The following is a 15865-nucleotide window of genomic DNA, read 5'->3' as shown; positions in this document are numbered from 1 at the left end:
ATACTGTATTCTTTTCATTGATGCTTATTTACGGTTTTCAATACTTCTTGATTGATGGATACGGGATAGCGCTTACGCAAAGCCTCTACCCACTGACGCTCAAGATAACCCTGATAATCCTCTACCACCTGCGTACGCACATCGGAGTAATCGGCGGGTTTCTTCAACTTCTTACCATAGACAGCGTCGATAGGATAGTCTCTCAGTGGCACGACCTCTGAGCCAGTCTTAAATACCAATTTATCGATGGTAGCATTGTCGCCTGGCCTGAAGAGCCCCTTCTCCACACGGATACGAATGACGGAATCGGAGTTAAAGGTAGAGCGAAGCGCTTCTGTCCACTCGTCGAAAGGCAGATTCTTCACAAAGTTTCTCACTGCCTTCACGTCTTTCTTATCCTTTACATGATAAGCTATACCTTTATAGCGTGGACTAGCCCAAGTATAATTCTTACGATGAGTCTCGAACCAAGCCTTCAGAGCCACCTCATCAGATGCGGCCTTATCCCACACCTCACGAGTACTGATCTCGAAGAGTAACAAGCCATCGTGATATTCCTGAAAGAGATATTTCATCTCAGGATCGACTGTTGCGAGAGAGTCGGAACGACGGGTAAGAATCTCATCACGAGAGAGTGCCCCCTGCGAGAGATCTATCATGTTCTTGAGTTTAGCATCAACTATTTCCTCGCGAATGCCACGACGCTCAAGCGCCTGTAGAAGTTCTGTCTTCAGCGAATCGTATGGTTCCAACTGCTTGCGCTCTTTCATCATCACGATATGATAGCCCACGGGGGTCAGGAATGGCGCACTCGTCTGACCAGCCTGCAACGAGAAAGCGACATCCTCGAACTCTTTGAACGTCTGCCCTTGCCCTATCCATGGCAAAAGGCCACCGCGAGAAGCCGAACCTGGATCCTGCGACACCTTCTGAGCCAATGCCGAGAAATCAGCGCCGTTCTGAAGGGCACGGTGAACCGAGTCGATGCGTGTTTTAATACGCTCTTGCTCTTGCAATGTTGCCTGTGTAGAGAGCTCCAGAAAAATATGGGCCGGGTGAATCAGGCCACGAGTCCCCAGAGCTTCCTTCGTGCGATCATACATCCTGCGAGCCTCAGCTTCAATCTCAGCATCAGTAACAATAGTGGGACGCACCTGCTGATCTCTGTACATGGCATACTCCTGACGGAAAGATGTCAAGGTGTCGAGCTTGGCATCAAGCGCCGCAGCCACTTTCAACTTATAGTTGACAAAGAGCTCGACATATTCATCGACGCTTTTCTTATCAACCGCAGTCTCTCCATTGTTCTTATTGTAGGAATATTCAAACTCAGAGCGATGAACGTCAATACCATTGACGCTCATCACAACAGGATCTGTTTGTGCCCACGCAGACACAGCAGCCAGCAGTATGCTCGCAAGCAGCAGATTTCTTTTCATTTAATTAATCGTTGGGCCGACTATAGTTCGGTGCCTCACTGGTAATCGTGATATCATGCGGATGACTCTCGTTGACACCTGCATTGGTAATACGGGTGAACTTGGCATTGTGAAGGGCATCGATGGTAGCAGCACCACAATATCCCATACCTGAACGCAGACCACCCACCATCTGGTAGATCACCTCCTGAACTGTTCCCTTATATGGTACACGTCCGGCAATTCCTTCCGGAACGAGTTTCTTAACCTCTTTCGTATCGCCCTGGAAATAGCGATCCTTTGAACCGTGCTTCTGCTCCATGGCTTCAAGGGAGCCCATACCACGGTAACTCTTAAACTTACGGCCATTGTAAATGATGGTGTCGCCAGGACTCTCCTCGGTACCTGCTACGAGTGAACCAATCATCACACAACTGCCACCAGCAGCAAGAGCCTTCACGATATCGCCTGAGTAGCGAAGACCGCCATCGGCAATCAAGGGAACACCTGTACCCTTCAAGGCACTGTATACATCGTAGACTGCACTGAGCTGGGGAACACCCACACCGGCAACCACACGAGTAGTACAGATAGAACCCGGACCAATACCGACCTTCACAGAGTCAGCACCATGTTCAACGAGCATTTTGGCAGCCTCGCCAGTGGCCACATTACCCACTACGATGTCGATATTGGGGAATGACTTCTTTGCCTCGACCAACTTCTCTATCACAGACTTAGAGTGACCATGGGCTGTGTCAATGACAATTGCGTCGGCGCCAGCATCAACCAAAGCCTGCATACGATCGAGGGTATCAACAGTAACGCCCACACCGGCAGCCACGCGCAAACGTCCCTTTTCATCCTTACAAGCCATGGGTTTATCCTTGGCCTTGGTAATATCCTTATAGGTAATCAGACCTATCAGACGATTATCCTTGTCAACGACAGGAAGTTTTTCGATCTTGTTCTCCTGCAGAATCTGAGCAGCAGCAATAAGGTCGGTCTGCTGATGAGTAGTTACGAGATTCTCCTTCGACATGATTTCCTCTACAGGACGATCCAGACGACGTTCAAAGCGCAAGTCACGATTGGTGACAATACCTACGAGATGATTGCCTTCGTCAACTACGGGAATACCACCGATATGATACTCTGACATGATTTCAAGGGCCTGCGCTACCGTAGAACCCAGAGGAATAGTAATAGGATCATAAATCATGCCATTCTCGGCACGCTTAACGATAGCCACCTGACGCGCCTGATCCTCAATAGACATATTCTTGTGAATTACACCGATACCACCTTCACGAGCAATAGCAATAGCCATCTGAGACTCTGTAACAGTGTCCATGGCTGCCGTTACGAAGGGGACATTGAGCTCGATGTTGCGCGAAAAGCGCGTTTTCAACTCTACTGTCTTGGGCAGTACTTCAGAATAAGCGGGAATCAAGAGGACGTCGTCGAATGTCAGGCCGTCCATTACAATTTTGTCTGCAATAAATGAAGCCATAAATAATACCTTTCTTTAAATATTGCGTGCAAAGGTAGTCATTTTCCGCCACATGGCATTCTCTTTTTAGGAAAAACTCACCTTATTAATGCAAATTAACCAAAAAAGAGCAGTGATGACTGCTCTTTTCGGCTTTAGTTTGCCATTTCCGAGATGAATTTTATTCTGACCAGTCTAATCTCGTCTTCCGAATAATCTTCACCCAATTCGTCTTGGGCCACATGCAGATTATCAGTCTCCGATTCACAGAAATAGTCATATATATCATCAATATGATCTTCATCCATCACCTCTTCAAGGAAATAGTCAATATTCAGTTTCGTACCGCTATAAACGATTGCCTCAACCTCGTCGAGCAACTCATCGAAATCAATATTCTGACCATCAGCGATATCGTCAAGTGCCACCTGACGGTCGATACCTTGAATAATCTTCACTTTCAGCATCGATTTCTTAGCCACAGTGCGAACACGCATATCTACCTGACGCTCTATTTCATTCTCCTCGCAGTACTTGGCAATGAGGTCTACAAACTGCTTGGCATAAGGCTGTTTCACTTTCCCCTCGCCAACACCTTGAATATTCTTCAGTTCCTCAAGGGTTACAGGGAAATCGGTAGCCATCTGTTCTATTGACACATCCTGGAAGATCACATAAGGTGGACGCTGCATCTGTTTTGACACCTTCTTGCGCAAATCACGCAGCATTGAACTCAACACCGGGTCTAAAGCGCTGGCGCCTCCATCATGGTCTGAGCTATCATCATCATCGCTGAACTCCGTATCCTTCACGATCATAAACGAACTGGGTGACTTGAGAAACTTCTTACCTGCTGGTGTCACCTTCAGCAAACCGTAGTTTTCAACTTCTTTTTTCAAGAAGCCTGCTATCAAGGCCTGACGAATTACAGGATTCCAAATCTTGTCATCATCGTCAGCACCTGCGCCAAAGAGTTCCTGTTCTTCGTGGTGATGGGCAAGGATCTCATCCGTCTCTTTACCAATAATGAAGTCGATTACATAGTCGCTACGGAAGTTCTCTTTGATAGCCAAGATAGAGTTTAGCACTATCACCAATTGGGTCTGTGCCTCAATCTTGGTCTTGGGATGCAGACAATTATCGCAGTTGCCACAATTATCCTTGGGATACTCCTCACCAAAGTAGTGGAGCAACATCTTTCTGCGGCATACAGAGGTCTCAGCATATGCAGCGGTCTCAACAAGCAACTGACGACCGATATCCTGTTCTGCCACAGGCTTACCCTCCATAAACTTCTCAAGTTTGTCAAGGTCCTTACGAGAGTAGAATGCCAGGCAGATGCCCTCGCCACCATCGCGACCAGCACGACCCGTCTCCTGATAATAGCCTTCCAACGACTTGGGTATGTCATAGTGAATCACAAACCTCACATCAGGCTTATCAATACCCATACCAAAGGCAATAGTCGCCACAATCACATCAATATCCTCCATCAGGAAGTCATCCTGAGTCTGGGTACGAGTACCAGAGTCGAGACCTGCGTGATAGGCAGCTGCCTTGATGTCGTTAGCCTGCAAAACGGCAGCCAGCTCTTCAACTTTCTTGCGTGAGAGGCAATAGATGATACCACTTTTGCCTGGATGTTGTTTGATAAACTTGATAATATCTTTGTCAACATCCTTCGTTTTCTGTCTAACCTCGTAGTAAAGGTTCGGACGGTTGAAGGAACTCTTAAACTCCGTTGCATCGACAATACCCAGATTTTTCTTGATATCGGTACGGACTTTGTCGGTCGCCGTCGCTGTAAGGGCAATGATTGGCGCCTTGCCGATCTCGTTCACAATAGGACGGATACGACGATACTCCGGACGAAAATCGTGACCCCATTCTGAGATACAGTGGGCCTCGTCGACGGCATAGAAGGATATCTTGACTGATTTCAGGAACTCTACATTATCCTCTTTCGTCAGCGACTCCGGAGCCACATAGAGCAATTTGGTATGTCCTGCGAGGATATCCTCCTTCACTTGATCAATCGCAGCCTTGTTGAGCGATGAGTTCAGATAGTGGGCAGTGCCCGACTGTTCACTCAGGTTAGAGATAACATCCACCTGGTTCTTCATCAGCGCAATAAGTGGCGAGATGACAATGGCCGTTCCTTCCATGAGTAATGAAGGCAGTTGGTAGCACAGCGACTTTCCTCCGCCCGTAGGCATCAGTACAAAGGTGTCGTTGCCATCCAAAAGGTTTTGAATAATACGCTCCTGATCGCCTTTGAACGTATCAAATCCAAAGTACTTTTTCAGGGCTTCTGTAAGATTCACTTTTTCGGTCATACAGTTGTTGGTTGTTAGGCTTCTAATTTTTCAAAATGTGACTTATCCAGTTGTTCACGAACATAGTCTGCCGTGACTTCAAATTTCTTAACTCGCTTCGACGGAAAGTCAAACATGGGATCCATCATCACACTCTCAACGATAGAGCGCAGGCCACGGGCTCCCAACTTATATTCTACAGCCTTATCCACCAAAGCCTCAAGAGCCTCTTCTGTGAATGTCAGCTGAATACCGTCCATATCAAACAACTTCTGATACTGACGGATAATAGAATTTTTAGGTTCCACAAGGATTCTCTCAAGAGCCTTACGATCCAAAGGATTAAGATAGGTAAGCACAGGGAGACGTCCAATTAGCTCCGGAATTAGTCCAAACGACTTCAAGTCCTGAGGTACGATATACTTCATCAGGTTCTCCTTATCAATCTTCCTGACATTCTTTACCGAGTTATAGCCAACAACATGAGTATTCATACGCTGGGCAATCTTGCGCTCGATACCATCGAAGGCACCGCCACATATAAATAATATGTTACGGGTATCCACATGGATATAATCTTGATCAGGATGCTTACGACCACCCTTAGGCGGAACGTTCACCATGGTACCCTCCAAGAGTTTCAGCAATCCCTGCTGTACTCCCTCACCACTCACGTCACGAGTTATAGAGGGGTTGTCGCTCTTACGGGCAATTTTGTCTACCTCGTCGATAAACACAATACCACGCTGGGCAGCTTCCACGTTATAGTCCGCCACCTGCAACAGTCGCGTCAAGATGCTTTCCACATCTTCACCCACATAGCCTGCCTCGGTAAACACCGTTGCATCGACAATGGTGAAAGGGACATCCAGCAACTTGGCGATAGTTCTAGCCAGAAGGGTCTTACCCGTACCCGTAGAGCCAACCATGACGATATTACTCTTCTCTATCTCCACGCCATTATCATCAGCTGGCTGCTGTAAACGCTTATAATGGTTGTATACTGCTACAGAGAGATAGCGCTTAGCCTCATCCTGACCAATCACGTACTCGTCAAGATAGGCTTTGATTTCCTTGGGCTTGGGAACCTTTTTATTCTGATACTTGTCTGTTTCTTCTTTTTTAGGAGTTTCAACGAGATTTTCCTGCACAATACGATAGGCCTGCTGAGCACAATCCTCACAGATATAGCCACTCAGACCGGTAATAAGCAGGCGAACTTCCTTCTCACCCCTTCCACAAAAACTACATACTTTCTTCATCTCCAATCTCTTACTTCTTGCGCTTGAGCACCTCGTCAATCATGCCGTATTCTTTGGCTTCCTCAGCGGTCATCCAGTAGTTACGGTCCGAGTCTGCATATACCTTATCGTAAGGTGTATGCGAATGTTCTGAGATGATAGTATACAGTTCTTTCTTGAATTTCAAAATCTCCTTGGCCTCAATCTCAATATCAGAAGCCTGACCCTGCACGCCACCAAGAGGCTGATGAATCATCACACGGCTGTGAGGCAACGCAGAACGCTTACCCTCGGTGCCAGCCACCAGAAGAACGGCACCCATCGAAGCAGCCATACCAGTACAGATAGTAGCCACATCGCTCGAAATAAACTGCATAGTATCATAGATACCCAGACCTGCAGTCACGCTACCGCCAGGGCTGTTGATATAGATAGAGATATCTTTGCCAGGATCGGCAGAATCGAGGTAAAGCAACTGAGCCTGCAGTGTATTGGCAGTATAGTCGTCAATCTGTGTACCCAGAAAGATGATACGATCCATCATCAGTCTTGAGAACACATCCATCTGGGTTACGTTCAACTGACGCTCTTCAAGGATATACGGATTCAGATACTGAGCCTGTGCCTTCATCACGTCATCGAGCACGAGACCATTCATTCCTAAATGCTGAACAGCATATTTTCTAAAATCATTCTTCATATACGTCTTCTTATATACATCATTATGGGACACGAAAAAAGGGTTATCGACCTTTCGCATCTTGTGTTTGGGACACAAAGATAATCAAAAAAGTCGATAACCCTTCAAACTTAGGGGTTATTTTTTCCTAAAAAAACTTATTTTTCTGTCATAAGCTTGTTGAACTCCTCCAAAGTGACTGTTTTTTCGTTCAGTTTAACCACTTTCTTAAGTGCTTCGGTGAGTTTAACATCAACGGCACGATCCACGAAATTGTCTACGTTCTCGCGCTTCTTCATCTGCTCGGCAGCATAGTTCTCGATTACATCCTCAGGAACATTGCTCATACCATACTGAGCGAACTGGGCACGGATAGCTTCCTTGGCTACAGCCTTCAGATCCTCTTCCTCTACTTTAATATCATTGGCGGCAACGAGCTGCTCCTTAATCATATGCCAAGTGAGTTCCTTGATGCTGCCATCAAAGTTCTTCTCTACATAATCAGCACCCTTGTCCTGATTGTTCTGCAGCATCACGCGCTTCAGCAGAGCTTCAGGGAACTCAAGCTTACCAACCTTCTTCTCCATGTGCTTACGAACGTCGAGCAGGAACTTATAGTCACTGTTCTGCTGCAGCTGAGGAGCGATGGTCTCAGCAATTTTCTCACGGAAAGCCTTCTCGTCCTTTACAGTACCCTCGCCAAACACGCGATCGAAGAGTTTCTGATCAACCTCAGCGGGCTGGAAATGACGGATCTCAGTAATCTGGTAGCTGAAATCTGCAGTCAGATCTTTTACATCCTCCTTCTTCACCTTCAGCATGGCAGCAACCTCGGCGTCATTGTCAGGATAAGCCTTCTTAGGATTAAAAGTAATGATATCACCAGGCTTGCAACCGTCAAAGAGTTTCTTCTGATCCTCACCCTTAACATAAGCAGGCATAACCATAGCACCCTCGGTCACGATACCACCTTCCTTGGTGTTACCATTCTCGTCGAGCTCACGCATATCACCAGTAATAGTGTCGTTGCCGCTGAACACCTCTGCCTTAACAAACTCACCTGCCTGACTCTGGTACATCTGTACCTGATCGTCGATGAGTTTCTCGTCTGCACTGATAGTATAGTAATCAACCTTATCACGACCAGTGAGCTCTGCCTTAAACTCAGGAGCCACTGCGATATCAAATACAAAAGTCAGTTCTTCATCCTTCTCAAAGTCCTGAGGCACCTGCTTCTCCTGATTAGGGAGGGGCTCACCCAGCATCTTAATCTTGTTCTCCTGAACATACTCATACAACTTCTCACCAAGCAGTTTGTTTACCTCGTCAACCTTCACGGCTGTGCCATACTGCTTCTTAATCATACCCATAGGAACCATACCTGGACGGAATCCAGGAACTTGGGCCTTCTTACGATAACTCTTCAGTGTCTTCTCTACCGCATCCTGGTAGTCTGCCGGCTCAACAGTCATGGTCAACAGACCATTGATCTTATCGGCACATTCAAACGAAATTTTCATCTTCTTATGTACTTATTTATAATATATACTCAAAATTGAGGTGCAAAATTACGCATAATCGGCTATATATTAGGCGTAATTCAAAAAAAATTTTATTTATTTAACAACTGGAAGTTCTTCTTACGGAGCTCAAAACTCTCGGTAAGATACTTCTCTCGTACCACCTGATTGGCCGCCAACTCCTCCGGAGTGCCCTGAAACAGAATGCGACCTTCAAACAGCAGATAGGCTCTGTCGGTAATGGCCAGTGTCTCGTCTACGTTATGGTCGGTAATCAGAATACCGATATTCAGATATTTCAGCTTATACACAATCTGCTGAATGTCTTCCACAGCGATGGGGTCAACACCAGCGAATGGCTCATCAAGCATAATGAACTTAGGTTCAATGGCCAAACAGCGGGCAATCTCCGTACGACGACGCTCACCACCCGACAATCGGTCACCCGTATTCTTACGCACCTTCTGGAGACGGAACTCCGCTATCAGACTTTCTAATTTCTCCATCTGATAATCACGGGGTTTACCCGTCATCTCCAGCACCGAAAGGATATTATCCTCAACTGTCATCTTACGAAACACGCTCGCTTCCTGCGCCAGATAGCCGATACCAGCTCTAGCACGCTTGTAAACAGGGAAGTCGGTTACTTCCTCGTCACCCAGGTAGATATGGCCACCATTGGGCACTATCAAGCCTGTGGTCATATAGAACGACGTGGTTTTACCTGCGCCATTAGGCCCCAGCAGGCCAACAATCTCGCCCTGCTTCACGTCGAAGCTCACATCATTAACCACCGTACGCTTGCCATAGCGCTTCACGAGGCCTTCTGTCCGTAATACGATACGTTCTTCTTCCATAATCGACTGCAAAGGTACGAAAAATAAGGCACGGATTACGCGGATTAACACAGATTAATAATAAAAATTTAAAAAATTCCGCGTAATCCGCGCAATCCATGCCTAAAAATAACTACCTTTGCATCCGAAATGCAATTTGGTAAAGTATGTTATTACACAAGTGGCTGACCACCTTTGGTCGATACCTGGCCCTCATGGGCAGAACTTTCTCACGCCCAGAGCGTATGAGGATGTTCTTGAAGCAGTATATCAACGAGATGGCACAGTTGGGCATCAACTCCATCGGTATCGTGCTTATCATTTCGTTTTTCATAGGTGCCGTCATTTGCATTCAGATGAAACTGAACATACAGAGCCCCTGGATGCCCCGATGGGTAGCTGGCTACACCACACGTGAGATTCTGCTGCTGGAGTTCTCCAGCTCTATCATGTGCCTGATTCTGGCTGGCAAGGTTGGCTCAAACATCGCCTCTGAACTAGGCACCATGCGAGTTACCCAACAGATCGACGCCCTTGAGATTATGGGTATCAATTCAGCCAGTTATCTCATCTTACCAAAGATCTTAGGTTTGCTCACTATCATGCCCTTCCTCGTCATTTTCTCTTCAGCCACTGGCATTTTGGGGGCTTATGGCACAGCCTACCTAGGCCACATTATCCCCCCCGACGACCTGACAGCCGGTTTGCAGCATGCCTTTGTGCCGTGGTTCGTGTGGATGAGCATTATCAAAAGCCAATTCTTTGCCTTCATCATTGCCAGCGTTCCTTCTTTCTGCGGTTACACCGTCGAGGGCGGTAGCGTAAACGTTGGCAAGGCCTCAACCGATGCAGTGGTAACCTCGAGTGTACTGATTCTGTTCTCGGATGTTTTCCTAACCCAGTTGTTATCATGATTGAAGTTAAGCATCTCTATAAGAGTTTCGAAGATAAAGACGTATTGAAGGATATCAATACCGTGTTTGAGGATGGCAAGACCAATCTTATCATCGGACAGAGCGGCTCTGGCAAGACTGTTTTAATGAAAAATCTTGTCGGACTATTAGAGCCAACCAAGGGACAGATACTCTACGACGGGCGTGACTTTGTGCAGATGTCGAAGCAAGAGAAGGTGGCAATGCGCCGCGAGATGGGTATGATATTCCAGAGCGCAGCCCTCTTCGACTCGATGACGGTACTCGAAAACGTAATGTTCCCCCTCGACATGTTCTCGACGATGAACTACCGAGAACGCGTCCGCAGGGCTCAGGAGTGCTTGGACCGCGTAAATCTGAAGGATGCCGACGAGAAGTTCCCTGGCGAAATCAGTGGCGGTATGCAGAAGCGCGTAGCCATCGCCCGCGCCATCGCCCTCAACCCCAAGTACCTCTTCTGCGATGAGCCCAATTCAGGTCTCGACCCCAAGACCTCGCTTGTCATCGACGACCTGCTCCACTCCATCACACAAGAATACAACATGACCACCATCATCAACACCCACGACATGAACTCTGTGATGGGTATTGGCGAGAACATCATATTTATTTACGAAGGCAGTAAGGAGTGGCAAGGAGTGAGCAGTCAGTTGATGGGCTCCACCAACCAGAAGCTCACCGATTTCATCTTCGCCAGCGACCTATTAAAGAACATGCGCCAGATGGTGATAGAAAACGGTTTGCACCTAAATGACAATGCATAGCCCCTACGTTTTCACTAAATCGTTTACAATTTTACAAAAACATTTGGCGGATATAGATTATTTTTTTATCTTTGCGCACAGAAATGCCCCGCAAAGATAGCTATCGAATAGCAGTTTGGAAGAAAATGCAGGGTAGTTTGGAAGAAAATGTTCACTACCTAATGCATAAAAAGCTGTAACTTTGCACCGGAATTCATTCCATAGGCATCGAATCATCAATAATCAAAAACGACAGTCAATATGAGGGCTCTCAACCGGGTGGTTATTTTACTGCTATTATTTCTGTGCTCCGCCGCCATCTATGCCGACGAAGCAGCAGATCTTAGGCGTAAAATTCCTCACCTTAAAGGAAAGTACCTGATTGCTGCCTATGACAGATTGTATCAACTGAGCCTAGGCACCGACGACATTGACTATCAGCTAAAATGCATCAATGACCTCTTAGCCGAGACCCACCATCAAGGCAACCTCAAAGCAGAAGGAGACGCCAGAGCTCGGAAAATTATTCTCTTCTACAATACCGATCTCAACGACTCCATCTATGAGCAGGTACATCCCACACTTCATTTTCTCGCATCCATTAAAGAATGGAAAAACTATTACGACACATGGACCATCTTGGTAGAGACCTACAACTTTGCTGGTCAGACTAACACCGCCTTGAAGGAGGTAAACGCCATGTTCGAGGATGCCAAGCAACGGAAAGACAATTACGGCATGGGCATGGCCTACTATGCTATGGGGAATGTTTATGCTAATATGTACAACGATGAAGAGGCGGCCAGTTCCTATCAAAAAAGCATTGAGATTTTGATGGACATTAAACCAAAGCCCATTCAACTCTGCGACATCTTTGCTTATTATTGCGATGTACTTGAGAACCAAAAGGAGTATAAGAAATTAGAAGAACTCACCAAGCAATGGAAACTCTTTTTATCAGAGTACTATCAAACTAAAAAGGAAGATGGCGAAACCTCTATTCGCTGGGGGCACTACTATTTGGCATGTGCCCAAGCTGCTTTGGGACTTGACGACTTTGAGAAAGCCAATAGAATGCTTAACGAATTGCATACAAAAGTAAGCTATGAGGAAGAGGATCTCAATAAATTGTGGCTTTACTACAAAGCAGAGCTCTGCCGCAAGCAGGAGCTCTTCGATGAAGCATTGACCTATAACGACCAGCGTATGCGTATGCTTGAAGATGAAAGCGATGACAAGGGCATCGTCATTCGCATACACCAACAGCGAGCCAAGATTCTTGAAGCCTTAGGCAGATACCGTGAAGCAGCTCAATACTATAATGAGATTTACCAGATTAACGACTCTATCAACAAGAATGACACCAAGCGACAGCTCACCGAGATGAACGCCCTTTTCGGACTGGGTGAACTTGAGGTGAGACATGCCCAAGCCATGACGCGCAATGCCATCATCATTGCAGCAATCATCGTGCTTTCGCTCGTCATCTTTATTTTCTTCCGCTTGCGTAGTGCCAAACGCCTGAAGGTAGCCCACCTGAAGTTGGAGGACACTCACCAGCAGTTGCTCACCGCCTACGACCAACTCGAAGAGACCACCATTGCCAAAGAACGTATTGAGAGCGACCTGCGTATCGCCCGTGATATCCAAATGTCAATGGTGCCCAGTACCTTCCCCGAGCGCCCCGACCTCGACCTCTTTGCTTCGATGACCCCCGCCAAGGAGGTAGGTGGCGACCTCTATGGCTACCACCTCATCGACGACCAGCTCTACTTCTGCCTTGGTGACGTGTCGGGTAAGGGTGTACCCGCCTCACTCTTCATGGCTCAGGCCACACGTCTGTTCCGCACCCTCGCAGCCCAGAAGATGATGCCCGCCGAGATATGCACCCGCATCAACGACGCCCTTTCGGGCGAAGACAACGAGCGAGGCATGTTTGTCACCATGTTCCTCGGACTGGTTGACCTGAAGACGGGGCATCTCCACTTCTGTAACGCTGGTCACAACCCGCCAATACTTGTGAGCGATGGCACTGCCGAGTTCATTGATATGATACCAAACGCTCCTATCGGCCTCTGGCCCGAACTGGAATATGAGGGCGAAGAGATAGCCGACATCACGGGGCATCCTTTCTTCGTTTACTCCGACGGATTGAATGAAGCCGAGAACAAAGAGCAGGAGCAGTTCTCCGACGAACGACTGCTTGAGATTCTGAAGACCCGTCCCTTCGAGAGCGCCCGACAAACCATCGAGATGCTCAAGGCCGAGGTCGAGTCCCACCGCAATGGCGCCGAACCAAACGACGACCTTACCATGTTATGTTTAAAGGTAAATAGGTAAGAAAGAAAAATATCCAATAACACTAAAACATATGAAGAAAGAGATAAAAATTAAAAACCAAGTTGAGGAACTGGAACGCGTGAACCAGTTCGTCGAGGAAATCGGCGAAGAACTGGGGCTCGACATGGAGCTCCAAATGAATCTCAACCTGGTAATGGAGGAGATGGTCAGCAACATCATCTTCTACGCCTATCCCGAAGGTAAGCCCGAAGACATCGAGCTTACAGCCGAATACAATGGCAAGGAACTTATCTTCGTACTCTCTGACCACGGCAAGGAGTTCGACCCCACAGCTAAAGAAGATGCAAACCCCGACATAAACCCCATCGACCGCGAAATCGGTGGTATGGGCATCTACATCGTCAAGAACATCATGAACAAAGTTACCTACCAGCGCCTGGAAGGCAAGAACCTGCTTACAATGAAGAAAGAATTATAAAACTTTAATATTAATAGATTATGACACAGATTTTAAAAGAAGGTGGTAAAACCATCATTAAGACAGGAGAACGTATCGACACGATGAATGCCAATCAGTTTGAAGAAGACATCCAGCCCGCCCTTAAAGATGGCGGCGTCGATCTCGAAATGGACTGCACCGACCTCGTCTACATGGCCAGCTCAGGCCTCCGTATCATCCAGAAGACCATGCGCACTGTGATGCAGCTGAAAGGTCAGTTCAAGATTGTCAATGTCAGCCCCGAGATTTACAAAGTTCTCGCCATGACAGGATTCACCAAGTTTATGAAAGTAGAACAGAAAAAAGCATAACCGCCTATGACTATCGTATTGATTATCCTCGTTTTGCTCATCGCAGCCCTCGGCACAGCCCTTTACTTCCAGATGAAGTCCGCGAAAGACTCGGCCGAGGAAGGTCAACAACTGCTGAAAGACTACCAGAAGCGTGTTGACGAACTGGAACACCTGTTAAAGGACTACCGCGACCTACAACAGAACTTCAACAACGTAGGAGAAGGTTATGAGCAGGCTCTCCTCGCCTTCGACAAAATGGAAGAAGAGCGGCAAGCCATGACGAACGTCAAGGAGAAACTCGAAAAGCAGGTGAACGACCTCATGGCCTCAAAGAGCACACTGGAGCAGAGCATCATCAAGAAGAAGGAGCTCATTCAGCAGGCAGCCGAAGCCATCAAGCAGAAGATTGACTTCGCAACTCCCAACGCCGCCAAGATTGCCCAGTTGGCCAACACCATCCTGAACCTCAACGATGTGGAGACAGAGACAACCATCCAAGCCGAAGACAACTGTCAGGCAACGGACATCACCGACCAAGCTATTCGCGAGACAGGCATCGACAAGATCGACTATCTGAGATTCATCAATCAGGCAGCCGAAGAGGCCCAAGCCACGATGCTCTTCACCAACCAGCCCATGGCAGTGCGCGTACTGGTGAACCTGCTCGACAACGCCATGAAGTTCACCACCAGCGGTTCCGTCACCCTACTCACCAACATCAACGGCTCCAACGTAGAGTTCGTTGTAGAAGACACGGGTACCGGCATCACTGCCGAGGACGCCGAGAAGGTATTCGAACCATTCACCAAACTCAATAGTTTCTTCGATGGTGCAGGCTGTGGGCTCACCGTTGCCCGTTCGATTGCCCGCCGCCTGAATGGCGACGTAAAGCTCGACACAGAACACGCAGGAGGCGCTCGCTTCATCTTCACCCTACCTATTTAATATATATAGATAGGCTCTAAATAACAGAGCGCCGTCATGTACTAAAGTAAAACAAGTTGTTTTACCTTGTAAGATATAGTCTTTTACTAGCAAAAAGATAGTCTTTTCGAAGGTAAAACAACTTGTTTTACTTTTTCAGGTATAATCAATGACATTAAAGCATCTAATGCCTATCGGTCTTTTCCCCTATATATCTATGTTATACAAGCAAAGATGACGTAATGACGTTAAAATGCAAATAAACAAATAAAAGCTTGGAGGTTATGGATTATTTTTGTATCTTTGCGCCAAGAATATGCATTATATAAATTCCCTAAATTAATGAGCCTAAGCCCTAACCATTGGGATGGTATGGGGTATAGGTATTCCCAAAAACGGATGAAGCCAGCCAAACAAAGCATTTTGGAAGAAAATGCAGATTAGTTTGGAAGAAAATGTTCATTAGCCAATTAATAAAAGTCGTAACTTTACACCCGGAATTCATTCCGCAACAATGAATAATCAACAAAAAATCAACAAACCAATTATGAGAGAACTATTACACCACCAATTTATCCAATGTAGCCGACTGCACAAGTTGCTGGTTCTTTTCACCCTCCTCACCCTCCCGTATTCCGCCTGGGGACAATCCTACGGAATCTCTGTTGCAGG

The 15865-nt window shown here is 46.9% G+C and carries 13 protein-coding genes; 6 read left to right on the top strand and 7 right to left on the bottom strand.

Translation table 11 applies throughout. The features are described 5' to 3' along the window. Positions 1-14: 14 nt before the first annotated feature. From BMX82_RS07145 to lptB, 7 genes are all read right to left on the bottom strand, one after another. Positions 15-1439, bottom strand: a complete 1425-nt coding sequence (locus BMX82_RS07145; protein ID WP_091767401.1) for a peptidylprolyl isomerase — start codon at positions 1437-1439, stop codon at positions 15-17. A gap of 4 nt (positions 1440-1443) precedes the next feature. Then, positions 1444-2931, bottom strand: coding sequence for an IMP dehydrogenase (guaB, locus tag BMX82_RS07140; RefSeq protein WP_036911743.1), 1488 nt, complete (start codon positions 2929-2931; stop codon positions 1444-1446). A 134-nt stretch (positions 2932-3065) separates the two neighbouring features. Beyond that, positions 3066-5246, bottom strand: coding sequence for a DNA helicase RecQ (gene recQ, locus BMX82_RS07135; RefSeq protein WP_091767398.1), 2181 nt, complete (start codon positions 5244-5246; stop codon positions 3066-3068). A gap of 14 nt (positions 5247-5260) precedes the next feature. Beyond that, positions 5261-6487 (bottom strand): ATP-dependent Clp protease ATP-binding subunit ClpX, encoded by a 1227-nt coding sequence (clpX, locus tag BMX82_RS07130; RefSeq protein ID WP_036911748.1) that lies wholly within the window; start codon positions 6485-6487, stop codon positions 5261-5263. A gap of 10 nt (positions 6488-6497) precedes the next feature. After that, entirely contained in the window at positions 6498-7166 is a 669-nt protein-coding gene (clpP, locus tag BMX82_RS07125) for an ATP-dependent Clp endopeptidase proteolytic subunit ClpP (RefSeq protein ID WP_036911826.1), read from the bottom strand. Positions 7167-7303: 137 nt separating this feature from the next. Next, complete coding sequence (tig, locus tag BMX82_RS07120) at positions 7304-8665, bottom strand: trigger factor (protein WP_036911749.1); 1362 nt, start codon at positions 8663-8665, stop codon at positions 7304-7306. A 92-nt stretch (positions 8666-8757) separates the two neighbouring features. Further along, complete coding sequence (lptB, locus tag BMX82_RS07115; RefSeq protein WP_036911750.1) at positions 8758-9522, bottom strand: LPS export ABC transporter ATP-binding protein; 765 nt, start codon at positions 9520-9522, stop codon at positions 8758-8760. Positions 9523-9668: 146 nt separating this feature from the next. On the opposite strand from lptB, the gene BMX82_RS07110 reads away from it, so the two are divergent. From BMX82_RS07110 to BMX82_RS07085, 6 genes are all read left to right on the top strand, one after another. After that, positions 9669-10415: an MlaE family ABC transporter permease gene (locus tag BMX82_RS07110; RefSeq protein ID WP_036911753.1), complete on the top strand. Its 747-nt coding sequence runs from the start codon at positions 9669-9671 to the stop codon at positions 10413-10415. Next, positions 10412-11197 (top strand): ABC transporter ATP-binding protein, encoded by a 786-nt coding sequence (locus BMX82_RS07105; RefSeq protein ID WP_036911756.1) that lies wholly within the window; start codon positions 10412-10414, stop codon positions 11195-11197. The genes BMX82_RS07110 and BMX82_RS07105 overlap by 4 nt, the downstream gene beginning before the upstream one ends. A 258-nt stretch (positions 11198-11455) precedes the next feature. Further along, positions 11456-13516 (top strand): SpoIIE family protein phosphatase, encoded by a 2061-nt coding sequence (locus tag BMX82_RS07100; protein WP_255396574.1) that lies wholly within the window; start codon positions 11456-11458, stop codon positions 13514-13516. 31 nt (positions 13517-13547) lie between these two features. Further along, on the top strand, positions 13548-13955 hold the full coding sequence (locus BMX82_RS07095) for an ATP-binding protein (RefSeq protein ID WP_036911758.1): 408 nt from the start codon (positions 13548-13550) through the stop codon (positions 13953-13955). A 20-nt stretch (positions 13956-13975) separates the two neighbouring features. Further along, positions 13976-14287 (top strand): STAS domain-containing protein, encoded by a 312-nt coding sequence (locus BMX82_RS07090; protein WP_036911761.1) that lies wholly within the window; start codon positions 13976-13978, stop codon positions 14285-14287. A 6-nt stretch (positions 14288-14293) separates the two neighbouring features. Further along, positions 14294-15214 (top strand): sensor histidine kinase, encoded by a 921-nt coding sequence (locus BMX82_RS07085; RefSeq protein ID WP_036911764.1) that lies wholly within the window; start codon positions 14294-14296, stop codon positions 15212-15214. The last annotated feature ends 651 nt before the right edge of the window (positions 15215-15865 follow it).

This window comes from Prevotella sp. khp7 (genome assembly GCF_900109055.1).
In the GTDB taxonomy this organism is placed as follows: domain Bacteria; phylum Bacteroidota; class Bacteroidia; order Bacteroidales; family Bacteroidaceae; genus Prevotella.
Note: the sequence above shows the minus strand (reverse complement) of the source record. Positions and strands in the feature narration are given on the sequence as shown.